Source organism: Sinomonas atrocyanea (assembly GCF_030812675.1).
Taxonomy (GTDB): Bacteria; Actinomycetota; Actinomycetes; order Actinomycetales; family Micrococcaceae; genus Sinomonas; species Sinomonas atrocyanea_B.
Genome location: NZ_JAUSTE010000017.1, coordinates 1 through 16748, shown reverse-complemented (window position 1 = coordinate 16748; position 16748 = coordinate 1). Strand labels below are relative to the sequence as shown.

Below are 16748 nucleotides of genomic sequence, written 5' to 3'. Positions count from 1 at the left end.
TTTCCGCCGAGCCCCGGCCGACATCCAGGGCACCCCCGGTCCGCGCACCGGGGGTGCCCGCCGGTCTCCGGCCTAGTCCGCGAACCTGTTCCGGCCCGGGCCCTCGGTGCGGAAGTCGAGCGAGAGCCGGAACCGGCGGGCATCGAGTCGGTACTGCGGCAGTTCCACGGGGCCGCACGCGCCGGTGCCGAGGCCCTGGTGCTCCGCATCGAGGGTGACCCACAGCCAGTCGGGGTCCGGCACCAGGTCCGTCGGGTGGGCTGCGGCATCGAGGGCCTCGCTGGTCCAGCGGCGGGACGTGAAGATGAACGGCTCACCCGTGATGGTCAGCGCCGCCCCGCCCCCAGAGAGCGCTGCGCGGCGCACCCCGCGGCGGGCGCCGTTCTCCTGTGGCCGGACGCAGGGCTCCTGGAGCTCCGCGATGTCCGCGGAGAAGCTGCCCTGGCGGACCGCTGCCAGCGCATCCGGGTACGACTCCCCTGGCCCCAGCCCGAGCCATTCGACGCGGTCCAGCGCCGCGGGGACGGCAAGGCGCACCCCCAGGCGCGGCACCGGAACCTGCCAGGCGCCCAGAGGCGAGCCGACGACGTCCAGGTGCAGGCCGCCGTCGTGCGCGTGCCAGCGGTACTCGACCTCGTAGCCCACGTCGCTGCCCGCGGGCATGACGTGCGAGACGACGCTCAGGGCCCCTTCCTCCTCGGCGACCGAGACGGTCCGGTGCCGGAGCCTGTCGAGGCCCAGCGCGCGCCAGGCGGCGGCCGGAGCCGTCCCGGGGGCACGTTCGTCGTTGTCGGTGGGCGCACGCCACAGGTCCAGCCGGGGGCCGACCATCGGGAGCCCTGCGAGCAAGGTCAGCGTGCCCGCGGCGTCGAAGCGGCCCGGGCCCAGGTCCCAGCCGCCGGCCGCGCGGGGACGGCAGGGCGCGTCCCCGGCGGGCCTGCTCGGACCGCGGGACGCTTCCACCGGCCGGTCCAGCCGGGCCTGGGCGAAGGCGACCTCGTGCCCGGCGCCGGCCCACGGGGCGGACTCCGCCAGGTGCGCGGACACGGTGAGCCACCGCTCGCTGCCCGGGAGCGGACCCGCCGGCGCGGCGGCAGCCGGCAGCGGGACGTCGGCACAGCCTCCCGGCTCCAGCTCTGGGACCTCGAGGAGACCCGAGGCGACCGCGGCGCCGTCGTCCTCGATGCGCCACCGGAACGCGAGGTGGGAGGTGTCCCGGTGGGCCAGGCGCGAGCGGACGCGCACGCTGCCTGAGGCCGGCTCGAGCACGAGGGGCGCGTAGGCCACGGCAAGCTCGCTGAGCCCGGACGAGGGACGACGGTCTGGGAAGAGGAGGCCGTCCGCGACGAAGTTGCCGTCGTGGACGTCCTCGCCGAAGTCGCCGCCGTAGGCGAAGAACTCCCGGCCCGCGCCGCGGCCCGCCGAAACGCGCTGGGCGATGCCGTGGTCGAGCCACTCCCAGACGAAGCCGCCGGCGATCCTGGGGTACGCGTCGAACAGCGCGGCGTACTCGGCGAGGCCACCGGGCCCCGTGCCCATCGCGTGGGCGTACTCGCACAGGACGAACGGCAGGGCCCGCCGGTGGGCGTCCGCCGCCCGGTCCGCCGCGGGCGGTTCCTCGCCGCGGCCGATGAGCTCCGTCTCGGCGTGGTCGGCGTACATGCGGGAGTAGACGTCGACGTAGGTGCTGTCCCAGTCGCCCTCGTAGTGGATGAACCGGTCGGGGTCGCGCTGCCGGGTCCATGCGGCCATCGACTCGAGGTTCGCCCCGCGCCCGGATTCGTTGCCCAGGGACCAGCCGATGACGCAGGGGTGGTTCTTGTCTCGCTCGACGGTGCGGGCCATGCGGTCCAGGAACGCCTCGCTCCAGCCGGCCTCCCCGCTCGGGTTCCGGTGCCAGCCGACCTTCTCGAAGCCGTGCGTCTCGAGGTCGCATTCGTCGAGGACCCACAGGCCGTATTCGTCGCATAGGGCGAGGAAGCGGGCATCCGGTGGATAGTGGCTCGTGCGCACGGCGTTGACGTTGTGCCGCTTCATGAGCTCGATGTCCGCGCGCATCGTGTCGAGGTCGAGCGCGCGGCCCGTGCGGGGATGCCACTCATGCCGGTTCACGCCCCGCAGCGCGAGCGGGACGCCGTTGACGGTAAGGGTGGCGTCGGAGATGGCGACCGTGCGGAAGCCGACGGCGATCCTGGCGGTCTCCCCGGCCGTCGAGACCGTCCCGCGGTACAGGCGCGGCTCCTCCGCGCTCCACGGCTCGACGTCCTGCACCACGAGCGGCTCGTTCACCGGAGCGTCGACTCCCAGGCTGGGGATCCGCACGGTGGCGCCGGTGGGGCCCTCGACGAGGAGCCGGCCCTGGCCGGTCGCGGCGTCGAAGCCGGCGTGGACGAACAGGTCCTCGATCCCGTCCACGGGCCGGTGCAGGAGGGTGACCGGGCGGAAGATGCCCGAGAGCCACCACATGTCCTGGTCCTCGAGGTACGAGCCGGCAGACCACTGGTGGACCCGCACGGCGATCAGGTTGCCGGTGGGGCGCACGCTCGCGGTGACGTCGAACTCGTGCGTGAGCCGTGAGCCCATCGCATCACCGATCCGGTCTCCATTGAGGTAGACCTCGAAGGCCGAGTCCACGCCCTCGAAGCGGATGACCCAGCGGCCGCCTGCGGGGGCGGCGGGCAGATCGAAGCTGCGGCGGTACTCCCCGGTCGGGTTCTCGTCCGGAACGTCGGGCGGGTCCAGGGGGAACGGGTACGTGACGTTCGTGTACGCCGGGGCCGAGTACCGGGGCGGGCCCGGAACGCCCTCGAGCTGCCAGCAGTGCGGGACGCGTACCCGGTCCCAGGCGCGGTCGTCGAAGCCTGCTGCCTCGAACCCGGCGGTGCCCGCGGCGGTGGGAGAACAGCGGAAGGCCCAGTCGCCGTCGAGCGGGAGACGGGCGGCGTCGGTGTCCAGGTGCGCGCGCGGCGCCAGCGCGCCGTGGTGCGGAGCCATGTCGGAGAACCACGCACTCCCCTGCCTCACCGCGGTCATGGGGTCCTGCTGCGGGAGGGGATCAGCGGGGCGAAGAGGACCCGGGTCTTCCAGTCCCACAGCACCATGTAGGCGACGAAGGCCACACTGAGCACGATCGCCACTCCACGCACCGCCGCGAGGGGGATCCACTCGAACACGTCGAGCTGGTCGGTGATGGCGATGACGGTGAAGAACATGGTCACGAGGTAGTAGGTGAGCAGCGGCCAGCCCTTCCGCACGCCGACGAGGGCGAACAGCGCCATGAGCCACGTGATGTACCAGGGCTGGATCATCGAGGCGGTCATGACCACCGCGGTGAAGGCGAGGGCCATGCGGAGGAACACGTCCGCGCTCCGGCCCCGCACGATGAACCAGAGGGCGATGACCGCCCCCACGATCGTTCCGACGCGCTTGATGAGGCCGGCGACCAGGTCCGGGTCCCCGCCCGCGAGCTGGGTGGCCCAGCCGGCCACGACCGAGAGCAGGCCGAAGGGGGCGTACCAGATCCACAGCGTGCCGGGCGTGGCCATCGCCGGGACCCACCCGAACCAGAGGCCGGAGGCGGCGCCTGCGGCGGCGAGGAGTGCCAGGGCGATCGCCGCGGTCGCGGCCCAGTACCCGATGCGCCGGCCCCAGCCGGCGTCCCTCCCGGCCCACATGAGGCCGAGGAAGGGCAGCGCGAGGATGGTGATCGGCTTGATCAGGATGGACACCGTCACGATGACGATTGCGAGCACGTGCCGGCCCCGCACGGACGCGAGGAGCCCGAGGAGCAGCAGGCCGAGCATGAGCGCGTCGTTGTGGATGCTGGCGACGAAGTTGATGACGAACAGCGGGTTGACCACGGTCAGCCACAGGGTCTTGGATGCCCCCAGTCCGAAATGCCCGGCGAGGCCTACCACGGCGACGGCGCACAGGGCCACGCCACCGACGGCCACGAGGCGGAACAGCGCGATGGCCACCTCGAGGTTGCCGCCGCTGAGCCAGACGATGCCCTGCTCGATCCACAGGAACAGCGGCCCATAGGGCGTCGGCGCCTCGGTCCACAGCGAGTCGGGTCCGAGGTTGTGGTAGTTGTTCAGCGCGGAGATGCCGTTCACGTACGGATCGAGCCCGGCCGCCATCAGCCGGCCCTGGCCGATGTAGGCGTACACGTCACGGCTCAGCAGCGGGAAGGTGAGCATGAACGGAGCGCACCAGAGCGCGGCGATCCGGACGGCCACGCGGGGGTGCACCTCCGACCAGTCCCCCACGCGCTGCCCGAGGCGCAGCCAGGCGCGAACGAGCAGGAGGCCGCCGGAGGCGACGAGGACCGTGCACAGCACCACGAGGACGGGGTTGTCCCGCAGGAGGATGAAGAACGGAACGCGGATGAGCGAGGACCCGTTCGCCATCCAGCCCACGCCCAGGCCGCCCACGGCCATGGCGAGCGCGGAGGCCGCCCCCTGCCACACGGCAATGCGGCCGTCGCCCGGAAGCCCGGCGATGGTGCCCGCGGCACGGGGGACGCTCAGGCTGCCGCCTGCCGGAGGCTGAGGCATCAAGGTCCCTACTGTCTCGGAAGCGCTGGCTGGGAAGCGCTGTCTCTCAAACGCCGGACTGAGGCCGCCCGCTGGGCGCCGTCCCCGTCGGCATGACGTCCTCCCGATGCTACCAGCCGGCCGCCGCGGCCCCGGCGGCGCAGGGGCCCGCTGGTAGACTTGCGGGCGGTCGCGAGCCCCCGTGCGGCCCGCCGGTCCGTAGCGAGGAGAACAGCCATTTCCATCCAGCCTGCCCGCCCCGCGGACAAGAGCCAGCCCGCGGACGAGAGCCGCGCCGCCCAGCCCCACCGCGTCACCGCGTGGCTCCTCTCCCCCGCCGGCCTCCTGACCGGCTACCTCGCCGTCCACCTCGGCTACCTGGCCTACCTCTCCATCTTCGTCTTCCAGGGGCAGGCGTTCAGCGACACGAACATCTACCGCGCCTGGGCCGCGGACGGCTTCCCGCAGAACGTGCAGCCCTCACCGTGGGTCTACCCGATGGTCGGGCTCCTGCCGATCTGGATCTCGGGGCTGGCCGGTCCGGGCCCCTTCCTCATCCTGTGGGTCGTGCTCACGTCGCTGCTCAATGGCGCCGCCCTCGGAATCCTCAGCGGCTGGGGCAAGAAGGCCGAGGGCGTGCGCGCCGGGTGGTGGTGGCTCGTGTTCATCGCCCTCATGGGCCTGCTGGGCTTCGCCAGGGTCGACGGCGTGACCGCACCGATCGTGCTCATGGGCCTGAGCCTCGGCGTCGCCAGCCCGTTCGCCGCCTCGGCCATCCTCGCCTTCGCCACCTGGATGAAGATCTGGCCCGCCGCCGCCCTGCTGCCGCTCTTCGCCGTGGTCAGGGACCGCTGGAAGGTGCTCGTGGGCGCCGCGCTCGTCACCGCCGGCGTGGTCGCTGCCGCCGCGGCCCTCGGCGTGCTCGGCCACCTGCTCGACTTCCTCACCACCCAGGGCTCACGCGGCATGCAGCTCGAGGCGACGTTCACGACGCCGTGGCTGTGGATGTCGGTCCTCCGACTCGGTGGCGCCCACATGTACATGAACACCGAGATCAACTCGATGCAGGTGGACGGCCCCGGGTCGACGGTGGCGTCCGCCCTCATGCAGCCGCTGTTCGTCCTGGTGGCCGCCGCCATCGCGGGAACCATCTTCTGGGCCCTCCACGAGGGGAAGAAGCGCGGGCACGAGGACCGCTCGGAGCTCCTGCTCGCCGGGGCGCTCGCCATGGTGAGCGCCTTCATCGTGTTCAACAAGGTCGGCTCGCCGCAGTTCATGGTCTGGCTCGGCCCCGTCGTGGCGCTCGGCATCGCCCAGGACCGCGCCGCCTGGCGGGTCCCGGCGCGGCTCCTGCTCGGCATCGCGGTCGCCACGTACTTCATCTACCCGCTGTTCTACGACGCGCTCAGCCACAACAACCCGCTCATGGCCGTGGTGCTCACCGTGCGGAACGTGCTGCTCGTGATCCTGTTCGTGTGGTCCGCGATCCGCCTCGTGCGTCTCGGACGGCGCGGCGCGCCTGCGGAGCCCCGGCGCGAGGCGGGCCACGAGGCCGACGCCGCGTAGTCCGGCCGGCGCGCCGGCCCACCGGCGGCGCGCCCCCGACAGTCGATCAATCAGGTCAGAACGTGCTGGTCCGGCTGCTGCCCCGCTCGCGCGGGCGCTCGAACACGATGCGCCGCGTCTTCGGGTCGAGCAGGACGAGGTAGGCGACGAAGGCCAGGGCCACGAGCCCGGCGAGGGCATCGGGCGGAAGCGGGATGTTCACGAACCCGAACACGTGCAGCTGGTCCTGGGCGCCGAACACCACGAAGAACACGACGGTCAGGTACCACAGCTTCACCTGCCAGTCGTCGCGGACCCCGGTCACCGCCAGGAACGGGAAGAACCACAGGACGTACCACGGCTGGATGATCGGGCCGAGGACCACGATGGCCATGAAGGCGAGGCCGAGCCGGCGCACCACCTGCCGGTCGTCGCCGCGGAAGATGAGCCAGACGGCAGCCGCGATGCCCGCCCATTTGAGGATGCCCCGGTAGACCTCGGCGGCATGGCCGCCGTCGAGGCCCATCGCTCCGAGCACGGCGGCCACGATGTTGCTCGTGAAGCCGGACGGCGTGTAGGCGATGAATCCGGGCGTGGGGTCCACGATCGCGTTCACCCACCCGAATCCGAGGCCGTACACGAGCGAGCTCACGGCGAACAGGCCCAGGCAGATGAGGCCCGTGCCCGTCCAGCAGAGGAACTTGCGCGGCCATGAGGCCCGGGGACCGGCCCAGAGGAGGCCGATGAACGGCAGGACAACGGCGGTGATCGGCTTGACGCCGATGGAGAGGGTCGTCAGGACGATCCCTGCAAGCCAGTTGCCGCGCGCCGCGTAGTAGACCCCGGCCACGGCGAAGCCGATCATGAGCGCCTCGTTGTGGGCGCTCGCGATGCAGGAGATGAGGAAGAGCGGGTTCGCCACGGTCAGCCACACGGCCCGAGCGCCGTCCACCCCGTGGAGCTCCGCGAGCCGGTAGCCGTAGTACGCGCACAGTGCCACCCCGCCGAGGGCGAGGACGCGGAACAGCAGGACGGAGAGGTCCGGCTGTCCCCCCGTGAGCTGCACGATCCAGCGTTCGAACCACAGGAAGTACGGCCCGTAGGGGGTGCGGGTGGAGGCCCACGAGGGGTCCGTGCCGAGCTCGAGCCAGTTGTTCAGGCTCGAGATCCCGGTGTCGTAGGGGTTCAGCCCGGCGGCCATGAGCCTGCCCTGCCCCACGTAGGCATAGACGTCCCGCGAGTAGATGGGGACGGCGGCCGCGAGCGGAAGCCCCCAGAGCAGGACGGCCGCCACGGTGGGCCGGATCGTCCCGGGCCCCCAGTGGCGCAGCCGCTGTCCGAGCCTCAGCCAGGACCGGGTGAGGAGCATGGCCCCGATCACTAGCGCGATGATGCAGGCCGTGACGCCCCATGTCTCGGTGCGCAGCATGATGAAGAGCGCGGTGCGGTTGAACTGGGAGGCGTCTGCGAGCCAGCCGACCCCGAAGGATCCGACCACGATCAGCAGGGAGCCGACGAAGCCCTGGCCCAGCGCCCAGTGCGGGGGCTGGTTCACGCCCGCGGGGGGAACCGACGTCCACAGGGAGCCCAGCCGCTCGAGAATCCTCCCGGGCAGGGCAGGGCGCTGAGAGGACATGGGCCACCCCTTCGGTCGGTGCGGGAGAGGCTCATTCTAGCATCGGCGCCCCCGCCCGGCCCGTCGGGAACCGGGGGCCGGCCCCGGCTGGCGGTACTCTTGGCGGGTGCCCATCAGCAACGAACACATCGTCTGGATCGACTGCGAGATGACCGGCCTCGACCCGGTCGCCGATGCCCTCATCGAGGTGGCCGTCCTCGTCACCGATTCAGAGCTCAACGTCCTCGGCGACGGAGTCGACGTCGTCATCAGGCCCTCCGACGCGGCCTTGGCCGGCATGGGCGACTTCGTCCGCGCCATGCACACCGAATCGAAGCTGCTCGACGAGCTGCCCCACGGCATGACCATGGAGGCGGCCCAGGCCGAGGTCATGGCCTACATCCGGTCGTGGGTCAAGGAGCCGAACAAGGCCCAGCTCGGCGGCAACTCGGTCGGGACCGACCGGATCTTCCTGGCCCGCGACATGCCCGAGGTGGTCGAGTACCTGCACTACCGCGTCATCGACGTCTCGACCATCAAGGAGCTGGCCCGCCGCTGGTACCCTCGGGCGTACTTCCAGTCGCCCCCCAAGACCGGGAATCACCGGGCCCTCGGGGACATCCGCGATTCCATCGACGAGCTGCGCTACTACCGGGAAACGGTGTTCGTCCCCGCGCCGGGTCCCGACTCTGCAGCGGCCCGCGAGGCGGCGGAGCGGATCACCTCAGGTGCCGCAGCAGCAGGAACGGCCGCGAGCCCGGAGACCGCAGAAAAAAGTTAGCCGTGGGCGGCCGTTTTGGTCGTGAGCACCGCCGCGGAGCAGGTAGACTATTTCTCGTTGCTTTCACGGGGAAGGACGGCTGAGCCAGCTCGGCCCTCCCCGAACAGCGCACGCGGTGGGTATAGCTCAGTTGGCAGAGCGTCTGGTTGTGGTCCAGAAGGTCGCGGGTTCGAGCCCCGTTACTCACCCCGAAGAGGCCGGGTCTCCGGCCACCACGAGGCCGCCGGGGTTGTCCCCGGCGGCCTCGTTGTTGTCCCTCGCCGTCCCGTCGATCCGTGGGGGCGAAATGCCCCGGCACAGAAGAGGAGCCGCACCGTGGCCGTCCGTCCCATCACCATCTGGGGGGAGCCTGTGCTCCACCGGCGCGCCTCCGAGGTCACGGAATTCGACGCCGCCCTGCACGACCTGATCGAGGACATGCACGAGACGAACGAGGCCGCCCACGGCGTCGGCTTGGCCGCTCCGCAGATCGGGGTCGGCCTCCGCGTCTTCGTGTACAAGTTCGCCAACGACGACGGCGTCCCGCCCCGCGGCGCGATCGTCAACCCGCGCCTGACCCTCTCCAAGATCTCCGGCGCTGCCCCGGACCCCGAGGAGGACGAGGAAGGCTGCCTCTCCTTCCCTGGCGAGGGCTACCCGCTGCAGCGTGCCGAATGGGTCAAGGTCGAGGGGTTCGACGGCGAGGGGCAGCCGCTCGAGTTCGTCGCGACGGGCTGGTTCGGCCGGGTCATGCAGCACGAGTACGACCACCTCGACGGCAAGCTCTACGTCGACCGCCTGATCGACCGCTACGGGAAGAAGGCGCGCAGGGCGGCGCGCAAGCACGGGTGGGGCGTCCCGGGCCTCACGTGGATGCCGGGAGTCGACCCGGACCCGTTCGGCCACGACGACCACGACCATGACGTGCACGAGCACATCTGAGACAGCGGACAGCGGATAGGGCCGTACGCAGACGCCGAAGGGCGCCGCACCGGGTGGTGCGGCGCCCTTCGCGCATCGAGGCGGGATCTACTGCTCGCGGATGACCCGCTGGAGGTCCTCATCAGCCGCGCGCTGGAGCTCCTCCAGCTGGGCGACGCGCTCGGGGGTCACGTCCCCGTGCGCAAGGGCCGCCTTCGCGTGGTCGACGAGCAGCTTTGCCTGCTTGGCGTTGGCCTTGGCGACGTCGAGCGCGTGCTCGAGCGTGCTCTCATGCTCTGTTGCTTCCATAGGTGCATCTTGCCCCTGGGCCGTCGCCGAATCCAGTTTCCCCGCCGATTGCTACCGAGATGTTGCGAGGGTGTACTCGTCGGCGGCGGTCTGCACGGGGAACGACGGCGCGTGGTCGCCGGCCATGTCCTCGAGGACGCGGACCACCTGCGAGCTGTACCCGAACTCGTTGTCGTACCAGACGTAGAGCACGAGGTTCTTCCCGGTCGAGATCGTCGCGAGGCCGTCGACGATCCCGGCGCGGCGCGAGCCGACGAAGTCGCTCGAGACGACCTCTGGCGAGTCGATGTAATCGATCTGCTTGCGCAGGTCGGAGTGCAGCGACATCTCGCGAAGGTACGCGTTGACCTCGTCCTTGGTGGTCTCGTTCTCGAGGCTGAGGTTGAGCACCGCCATCGACACGTCGGGGGTGGGGACGCGGATCGCGTTGCCGGTGAGCTTGCCGGCCAGCTCGGGCAGGGCCTTGGCCACGGCCTTGGCGGCGCCCGTCTCGGTGATGACCATGTTGAGCCCCGCGGCGCGGCCGCGGCGGTCACCCTTGTGGAAGTTGTCGATGAGGTTCTGGTCGTTCGTGAAGGAGTGCACGGTCTCGACGTGGCCGTGGACGACCCCGTACTTGTCGTTGATGGCCTTCAGGACCGGCGTGATCGCGTTGGTCGTGCACGAGGCCGCCGTGACAATGCGGTCGTCGGCCGAGATCGAGGTGTGGTTGATCCCGTGCACGATGTTCGGAAGGTCGCCCTTGCCGGGGGCCGTCAGGAGCACCCGGGCCACGCCCTTGCTCTGCAGGTGCTGGGCCAGGCCCTCCGCGTCGCGCCACTTGCCGGTGTTGTCCACGACGATCGCGTCGTTGATGCCGTACTGCGTGTAGTCGACCGTGGCGGGGCTGTCCGAGTAGATGACCCGGATGAGGGTGCCGTTGGCGAGGATCGTGCTGTTCTCCTCGTCCACCGTGATGGTGCCCTCGAAGGCGCCGTGCACGGAGTCGCGCCGCAGCAGGCTCGCGCGCTTGATGAGGTCCTTGTCGGAGCCCTTGCGGACCACGATGGCGCGCAGGCGCAGGCCCGCGCCGCCGCCGGCGTGCTCGATGAGGATGCGCGCGACCAGACGGCCGATGCGGCCGAAGCCGTAGAGCACCACGTCGGTGCCCTTGCGGGGATCGGCGCCGTGCTTGCCCACGATCTCGGCGAGCTCGGCCCGCAGGAAGTCTTCGAGCGGGAGGGTCTGCCCCTCGGCCCGGAACGCCTCGTTCAGGCGGGCGATGTCAATCGAGGCCGCGCCGAGCTCCAGCGTGTCGAGCGCCTTGAGGATCGGGAGGGTCTCCTCGAGGGCGAGCTCCTCGCTGTCGATCTGGCGGGCCCAGCGGTGGGCCTTGAGCAGTCCGACCACGGACTGGTTGATGAGGCTGCGGCCGTGGACCGAGGTCACCACGTTGTTCTGGCGGTAGAGCCGGCCGATGACCGGGATCATCTCCTCCGCGGCGGCCTCGCGTCCGATCCACGTGCCGAGTGCGGTTTCCGTCGTTGTGCTCACACAGGTGCCTTTCTCTGCTTCTCGCACGCCGTCGTGCGGATGCCCGCCGTTGATGTCCAGGGGTTTGGTCAGCGGGCATGAAAAGAGCCGGTCCTGCGATCGCAGAGCCCGGCCCGTGGAGAACTTCTACGTTCTCTTCCAGTGTACGTGCGGCAGTCCGGGGGCGGGACCGGGAGCCCTGTGAAGTCACTCACAGGCTCTCGGTTCTGCCGGCGGGGGGGTCGGGGGGGCGAGGACAGGCCGGCCTGTGAGCCGGGTTCTGTCTCCGCGCCCGGTTGCCCGGGCGCGGGAGGCGACCATCCATCTAGGACCGCCGTTGCCGGCGGCCTCGAGCGGCCTACCCGGGCGCTCGGGCGGGCAGCCCTCGAACGCGCCCTGTCTGGCCTTGCTCCGGGTGGGGTTTACCGAGCCTCCCCGGTCACCCGGGGAGCTGGTGGTCTCTTACACCGCCGTTTCACCCTTACCGCGGACGCGGCGCCAGGCGCCTGTCCGCGGCGGTCTGTTCTCTGTGGCACTGGCCTGCGGGTTTCCCCGAGTGGGCGTTACCCACCACCCTGCCCTGCGGAGCCCGGACTTTCCTCGCGGCGCCCTGGCATGCGCCAGACCGCCCCGCGGTCGCCCGGCCGACCTGTCCTCGACTTCCCAGTCTATAGGCCCGCACTCCTCCCGTGCTCCGGCGCCGGGTACGATGCCGTGGTGCTCATCCTGCTTCCCCCCTCCGAGGGCAAGACGCCCGCGCCCTCCGGCCCCGCCGTCGACCTCGGCTCGCTGAGCTTCCCGCAGCTCGAGGTGGCCCGCAAGGAGGCCATGGAGGCGCTGGCCGAGGTGAGCGGGCGCGAGGACGCCCTCGCGGTCCTCGGGGTCGGCGCGTCGCTCGCGCACGACGTCGAGCGGAACCGGCGGCTCGCGACGGAACCGGCGGCGCCGGCCCACGCCGTCTACTCGGGCGTCCTGTACGGGGCCCTCGGCTATGCGGGCCTTACCCCGGCGCAGCGCCGCAGGGCCGACGACTGGGTCGTCGTGGTCTCCGCGCTGTGGGGTGCCGTGGGCTTCGCGGACAGGGTGCCGGCGTACCGGCTGTCGATGTCGGCCTCCCTGCCCGGGCTCGGGCGGCTCGCCGGGTACTGGAGGCCGCTCCTCGCCGAGGCGCTCGCGGACCGCGCGGCCCGGGAACTCGTCGTGGACTGCCGCTCGAGCACGTACGCCGCCGCCTACGCTCCCCCGCCGGCCGGGACCGTGACGGTCGATGTGTTCAGGGATCGGGACGGGAAGCGCAGCGTCGTGAGCCACTTCGCCAAGCACCACCGGGGAGACTTCGTCCGGCACCTGCTCACCCGGCGCGGCAAGGCGCCGGCGACTCCCGAGGCGCTGCTCGCCGTCGCCCGCGAGAAGTGGGAGGCGGAGCTCCTCCCCGGGACGGCGCGCCGCCCGCACTCGCTGGCGCTCGTGCTCAGGGACTGAGGCCGGAGCGGCCCCTCAGGCCCACTCGGGCGAGCGGACCAGGATGCACCCGGAGTCCGGGCAGAAGACCACGTCATCCTCGGCGGCACTCCGGATCGCCGCCAGGTCTCCTGGGCTCAGGGCCATGCCGGACCCCTCCGAGGTCCCGTGGAAGAGGCGCGCGGCCCCCACTCCCCGCTTGGCCAGCGTCTTCTCGTAGATCCCCACGAGCCCGGGCTCGACGCCCTGGGCATACGCGGCGCGCTCCTCGGCCACCGCGGCCCGCTCGGCGGCGATCGATGCGAGCTGGGCCTCGAGCTCGGCGCGGAGCTCGTCGCTCGCGCCGCGGGCGTCGCCGAGGGCCTCGGCCGCGGTGCCCTGCGCCGAGCGCAGCCCGTCGAGGCGTTCGAGGACCTCGAGTTCGACGTCCTCGAGGTCGCTCTGGCGAGCACGCAGGCCCGCGACGTCCTTCTGGAGGGCCTCGAGGTCCTTCGACAGGCCCCCCGCGTAGAGGCGGTCCTCGTCCCGGGCGATCCGCGTGGAGGTCTCCGAGACCTTCGCCTCGATCCCGGCGAGCTCGGCCTCCGCCTCCGCCACGGCCCGGTCGGCGTCGCGCGCCGCCGCGGAGGCCTGCTCGAGGGCCGCCTTCGCGGGGCCGAGCCGCGGGTCCGTCTCGAGGTTCCGGCGGCGCACCTCGAGGGAGCGCAGCCGGGCGTCCAGGGCCTGCAGCCCGAGGAGCTTGAGCTGTTCGGCGGCCGGGGCCTTGGGCATCGTTCCTCCTTAGGGGCCGCTGCCCTGGATGGAGTGGCGGTGGCGGCCGGTGGCTGCGACTCTATCCCTCGCCGGGGGTGAGGATGAAGTCCCAGGGATCGGTGTTGATCGTGGAGACCCTGATGTCGAGGCTGTGGCCCTGGTCGGTGAGGACGTTGTCGAGCGCGGACGCGGCTGCGGGCAGCCAGAGCCATTCGCTCGCGAAGTGGCTCACGTCGATGAGGTAGGGGCGCCCGTCCGCGGACGCCTCCCGCGCCTCCGAGGCCGGGTGGTGGCGGAGGTCCGCGGTGATGTAGACGTCGGCCTCCGCCGCACGGACGGCATCGAACAGGCTGTCCCCCGCTCCCCCGCACAGCGCGACCCGGCGCACGAGCCCGTCGCGGTCGCCGGAGACGCGGACGCCGCCGGCCACCGCCGGCAGGATTCCGAAGAGCCGCCCGGCCAGGTCGCCCAGGCTCGTGAGCTCGGCGAGGTCGCCCACGCGGCCGATCCCCTCCTCGGGAAGCCCGTTGGCCGCCTTCGTCAGCGGGGCGACGTCGTCGAGCCCCAGCGCGTCGGCGAGGACGTCGGAGACGCCGCCCACGGCGGAATCGCCGTTCGTGTGGACGCTCACGAGGGCGGTGCCCGACTCGATGAGGCGGTGCACCGCGCGGCCCTTGGGGGTGTTCGCGGCGACGCTCGTCACCCCGCGCAGCAGCAGCGGGTGGTGGGCCACCACGAGGTCGGCCTCCCACGCGGCGGCCTCCTCGATCACCTCCAGGACCGGGTCGACGCAGAACAGGATCCTGCGCACCGGCTGGGAGGGACGCCCCGTCACGAGGCCCACCGCGTCCCATCCCTCGGCGAGGGACTCGGGCCACAGCTCCTCGATGGCCAGGAGGACGTCGGCGAGCGTCACCCCCTCCGCTGCGCCGGGAGTCCCCTCGGGGGCCTCCTCGCCGCCGGGCTCGGCGCTGGGGCCGGTGGATGCGTCCAGCGGGACGGGGCCGTTCTGCTCTGTCACGAGGCGAGGTCCTCTCTCGGGAATCTTCCGCGGGCTGCGGACATTGTAGGCAGCATGAAGACTTTCATTCTGGGCGGCGGCTGCTTCTGGTGCCTCGACGCGGTCTACCAGAAGACCCGCGGCGTCTCCTCGGTGGTCTCCGGCTACACCGGCGGGCACTTCCCCGACCCCGACTACTACAGCGTGTGCTCCGGGATGACGGGGCATGCCGAGGTCGTCGCGGTGACGTTCGACGAGGAGGTCATCCCCGAGGAGACCGTGCTGGACCTGTTCTTCGTCCTGCACGATCCGACCACGCCCAATCGGCAGGGCTATGACGTCGGCACCCAGTACCGCTCGTCGATGTTCTACCTGACGGATGAGGAGAAGGACCTGTTCGAGCGCGCGATCGAGCGCAACCAGCCGCTCTGGAGCGCCCCGATCGTGACCGAGGTGAGCCGGGCGGGCACGTTCTACCCGGCCGAGGACTTCCATCAGGACTACTACGCGAAGAACCCGGACGCGGGCTACTGCAGCGTGATCATCAATCCCAAGCTCGCCAAGGCCAGAAAATATTACTCGCAGTGGCTGACCTCCTAGCCGCCGCTTCGGCGCGCTGGCTAGGCTGAAGCCGCAGCCGGCCTCTACGGTCAAACTGTCACGCCCATTTCCAGAAAGCTAAGGACTCATGGCACGCATCTACGACGACGTCACGCAGCTGGTCGGCAACACCCCCCTGGTCCGGCTCAACCGGCTCACGGAAGGCCTGGAGGCCCAGGTCGCTGTCAAGCTCGAGTTCTACAACCCGGCCAACAGCGTCAAGGACCGCATCGGCGTGGCCATCATCGATGCTGCCGAGAAGGCCGGCGCGCTCAAGCCGGGCGGAACGATCGTGGAGGGCACCTCCGGCAACACGGGCATCGCGCTGGCCATGGTGGGCGCCGCCCGCGGCTACAAGGTGATCCTCACGATGCCCGAGACGATGTCCACCGAGCGCCGAGTGCTGCTGCGCGCCTACGGCGCCGAGATCGTGCTCACCCCGGGCTCCGAGGGCATGCGCGGCGCCGTGGAGAAGGCCCAGGAGATCGTCGCCAACACCGAGAACTCGATCTGGGCCCAGCAGTTCGCGAACCCGGCCAACCCCGAGGTGCACCGGGCCACCACGGCCGAGGAGGTCTGGAACGACACCGACGGCGGCGTCGACATCTTCGTCAGTGGCATCGGCACCGGCGGCACCATCACCGGCGTCGGCCAGGTCCTGAAGGAGCGCAAGCCCGGCGTGCAGGTCGTGGCCGTCGAGCCGAAGGACTCCGCCATCCTCAACGGCGGCCCGGCCGGCCCGCACAAGATCCAGGGCCTCGGGGCCAACTTCGTGCCGGAGATCCTCGACACGAACGTGTACGACGAGGTGCTCGACGCGACCCTCGAGGACTCCGTCGAGGTGGCCCGGGCGCTCGCCGCACAGGAGGGCATCCTCGGCGGCATCTCCTCCGGCGCGATCGTCTGGGGCGCGCTCGAGCTTGCCAAGCGTCCGGAGAACAAGGGCAAGCTGATCGTCGCCGTCGTGTGCGACTTCGGCGAGCGCTACATCTCCACGGTCCTGTACGACGACATCCGCGGCTAGGGGCCCGGGTTCCGGGCTCGGCAGAAGGAAACCTGTGTCTCTGATCAAACGCACGGTGGCGCGCCTGAGGGAAGACCTCGAGGCCGCCGCGGCGCACGACCCGGCAGCCCGCGGCAACGTCGAGAACTTCCTCGCGTACTCCGGCCTGCATGCCATCTGGATCCACCGCCTCACCCACGCCATGTGGCAGCGCGAGGACCTCCGCTTCCCGGCGCGCCTGATCTCGCAGGCCGGCCGCTTCCTGACCGGCATCGAGATCCATCCGGGCGCGACGATCGGGCGCAGGTTCTTCATCGACCACGGAATGGGCGTGGTGATCGGCGAGACCGCCGAGATCGGCGACGACGTCTTCCTCTACCACGGGGTCACCCTGGGCGGCCGCTCGCTCGCGAAGGTCAAGCGTCACCCCACCATCGGTGACGGCGTGACCATCGGCGCGGGCGCGAAGGTCCTCGGGCCCATCACCATCGGGGCCGGGAGCGCCGTCGGCGCGAACGCCGTGGTGGTCAAGGATGCCCCGCCCAACTCGATCGTCACGGGCGTGCCAGCGACCTGGCGCCACCGCGACGCGGCGAAGGAGACGAAGCCGGCCGTGGACCCGGCGGAGTACTACTACATCTGATATGGAGTAGTCCGCTGTCAAGTGGGCATGGCGAGGCGCCGCCGGGAAGGTGATCCCGGCGGCGCCTCGTGGCTTCCTGGCTCCGTTTTCC

Annotated in this window: 14 protein-coding genes, 1 tRNA gene and 1 other RNA gene; 8 read left to right on the top strand and 8 right to left on the bottom strand. The window is 71.2% G+C overall.

Translation table 11 applies throughout. The annotated features are described in order from the left end of the window. Positions 1-72: 72 nt before the first annotated feature. Positions 73-3033, bottom strand: coding sequence for a glycoside hydrolase family 2 TIM barrel-domain containing protein (locus J2W20_RS17750; RefSeq protein ID WP_307008272.1), 2961 nt, complete (start codon positions 3031-3033; stop codon positions 73-75). Further along, complete coding sequence (mptB, locus tag J2W20_RS17745; protein WP_307008271.1) at positions 3030-4556, bottom strand: polyprenol phosphomannose-dependent alpha 1,6 mannosyltransferase MptB; 1527 nt, start codon at positions 4554-4556, stop codon at positions 3030-3032. The genes J2W20_RS17750 and mptB (J2W20_RS17745) overlap by 4 nt, the downstream gene beginning before the upstream one ends. Before the next feature lie 222 nt (positions 4557-4778). Here mptB (J2W20_RS17745) and J2W20_RS17740 point away from each other — a divergent pair, with 222 nt between their 5' ends. Next, entirely contained in the window at positions 4779-6101 is a 1323-nt protein-coding gene (locus J2W20_RS17740; RefSeq protein ID WP_373458048.1) for a glycosyltransferase 87 family protein, read from the top strand. A gap of 55 nt (positions 6102-6156) precedes the next feature. Here J2W20_RS17740 and mptB (J2W20_RS17735) read toward each other — a convergent pair whose 3' ends face one another. After that, positions 6157-7716: a polyprenol phosphomannose-dependent alpha 1,6 mannosyltransferase MptB gene (gene mptB, locus J2W20_RS17735; protein WP_307008270.1), complete on the bottom strand. Its 1560-nt coding sequence runs from the start codon at positions 7714-7716 to the stop codon at positions 6157-6159. Between the two features lie 106 nt (positions 7717-7822). Here mptB (J2W20_RS17735) and orn point away from each other — a divergent pair, with 106 nt between their 5' ends. The 3 genes from orn (at position 7823) to def (ending at position 9397) form a co-directional block, all read left to right on the top strand. Continuing rightward, positions 7823-8476 carry an oligoribonuclease gene (gene orn, locus J2W20_RS17730; RefSeq protein WP_307008269.1) on the top strand — a complete coding sequence of 218 codons (654 nt, stop codon included), beginning with the start codon at positions 7823-7825 and terminating at the stop codon, positions 8474-8476. 115 nt (positions 8477-8591) lie between these two features. After that, a tRNA-His gene (locus J2W20_RS17725) sits at positions 8592-8664 on the top strand. A gap of 127 nt (positions 8665-8791) precedes the next feature. Next, the gene (gene def, locus J2W20_RS17720) at positions 8792-9397 is read left to right on the top strand and encodes a peptide deformylase (protein WP_307008268.1); all 606 of its coding nucleotides are present in this window, start codon (positions 8792-8794) and stop codon (positions 9395-9397) included. An 87-nt stretch (positions 9398-9484) separates the two neighbouring features. On the opposite strand, the gene J2W20_RS17715 is transcribed toward def, so the two are convergent. From J2W20_RS17715 to rnpB, 3 genes are all read right to left on the bottom strand, one after another. Continuing rightward, entirely contained in the window at positions 9485-9685 is a 201-nt protein-coding gene (locus tag J2W20_RS17715) for a hypothetical protein (RefSeq protein ID WP_307008266.1), read from the bottom strand. 51 nt (positions 9686-9736) lie between these two features. Beyond that, positions 9737-11218: a glyceraldehyde-3-phosphate dehydrogenase gene (locus J2W20_RS17710; protein ID WP_307008265.1), complete on the bottom strand. Its 1482-nt coding sequence runs from the start codon at positions 11216-11218 to the stop codon at positions 9737-9739. Between the two features lie 232 nt (positions 11219-11450). Then, positions 11451-11849: RNase P RNA component class A (rnpB, locus tag J2W20_RS17705), an RNA gene on the bottom strand. A gap of 65 nt (positions 11850-11914) precedes the next feature. Between rnpB and J2W20_RS17700 the strand changes: the two genes are divergently transcribed. Further along, positions 11915-12679, top strand: coding sequence for a YaaA family protein (locus tag J2W20_RS17700; protein ID WP_307008263.1), 765 nt, complete (start codon positions 11915-11917; stop codon positions 12677-12679). Between the two features lie 15 nt (positions 12680-12694). Here the strand turns inward: J2W20_RS17700 and J2W20_RS17695 are convergent, their stop codons facing one another. After that, positions 12695-13429 (bottom strand): zinc ribbon domain-containing protein, encoded by a 735-nt coding sequence (locus tag J2W20_RS17695; protein ID WP_307008262.1) that lies wholly within the window; start codon positions 13427-13429, stop codon positions 12695-12697. Positions 13430-13490: 61 nt separating this feature from the next. After that, a complete protein-coding gene (locus J2W20_RS17690) occupies positions 13491-14327 on the bottom strand; it encodes a Nif3-like dinuclear metal center hexameric protein (RefSeq protein WP_307008323.1) in 837 nt (278 codons plus the stop codon). A 159-nt stretch (positions 14328-14486) separates the two neighbouring features. Here J2W20_RS17690 and msrA point away from each other — a divergent pair, with 159 nt between their 5' ends. From msrA to epsC, 3 genes are all read left to right on the top strand, one after another. Next, positions 14487-15011, top strand: a complete 525-nt coding sequence (gene msrA / locus J2W20_RS17685) for a peptide-methionine (S)-S-oxide reductase MsrA (protein WP_307008261.1) — start codon at positions 14487-14489, stop codon at positions 15009-15011. Between the two features lie 88 nt (positions 15012-15099). Then, the gene (cysK, locus tag J2W20_RS17680; RefSeq protein WP_307008259.1) at positions 15100-16035 is read left to right on the top strand and encodes a cysteine synthase A; all 936 of its coding nucleotides are present in this window, start codon (positions 15100-15102) and stop codon (positions 16033-16035) included. A gap of 43 nt (positions 16036-16078) precedes the next feature. After that, the gene (gene epsC / locus J2W20_RS17675) at positions 16079-16657 is read left to right on the top strand and encodes a serine O-acetyltransferase EpsC (RefSeq protein ID WP_307008321.1); all 579 of its coding nucleotides are present in this window, start codon (positions 16079-16081) and stop codon (positions 16655-16657) included. The last annotated feature ends 91 nt before the right edge of the window (positions 16658-16748 follow it).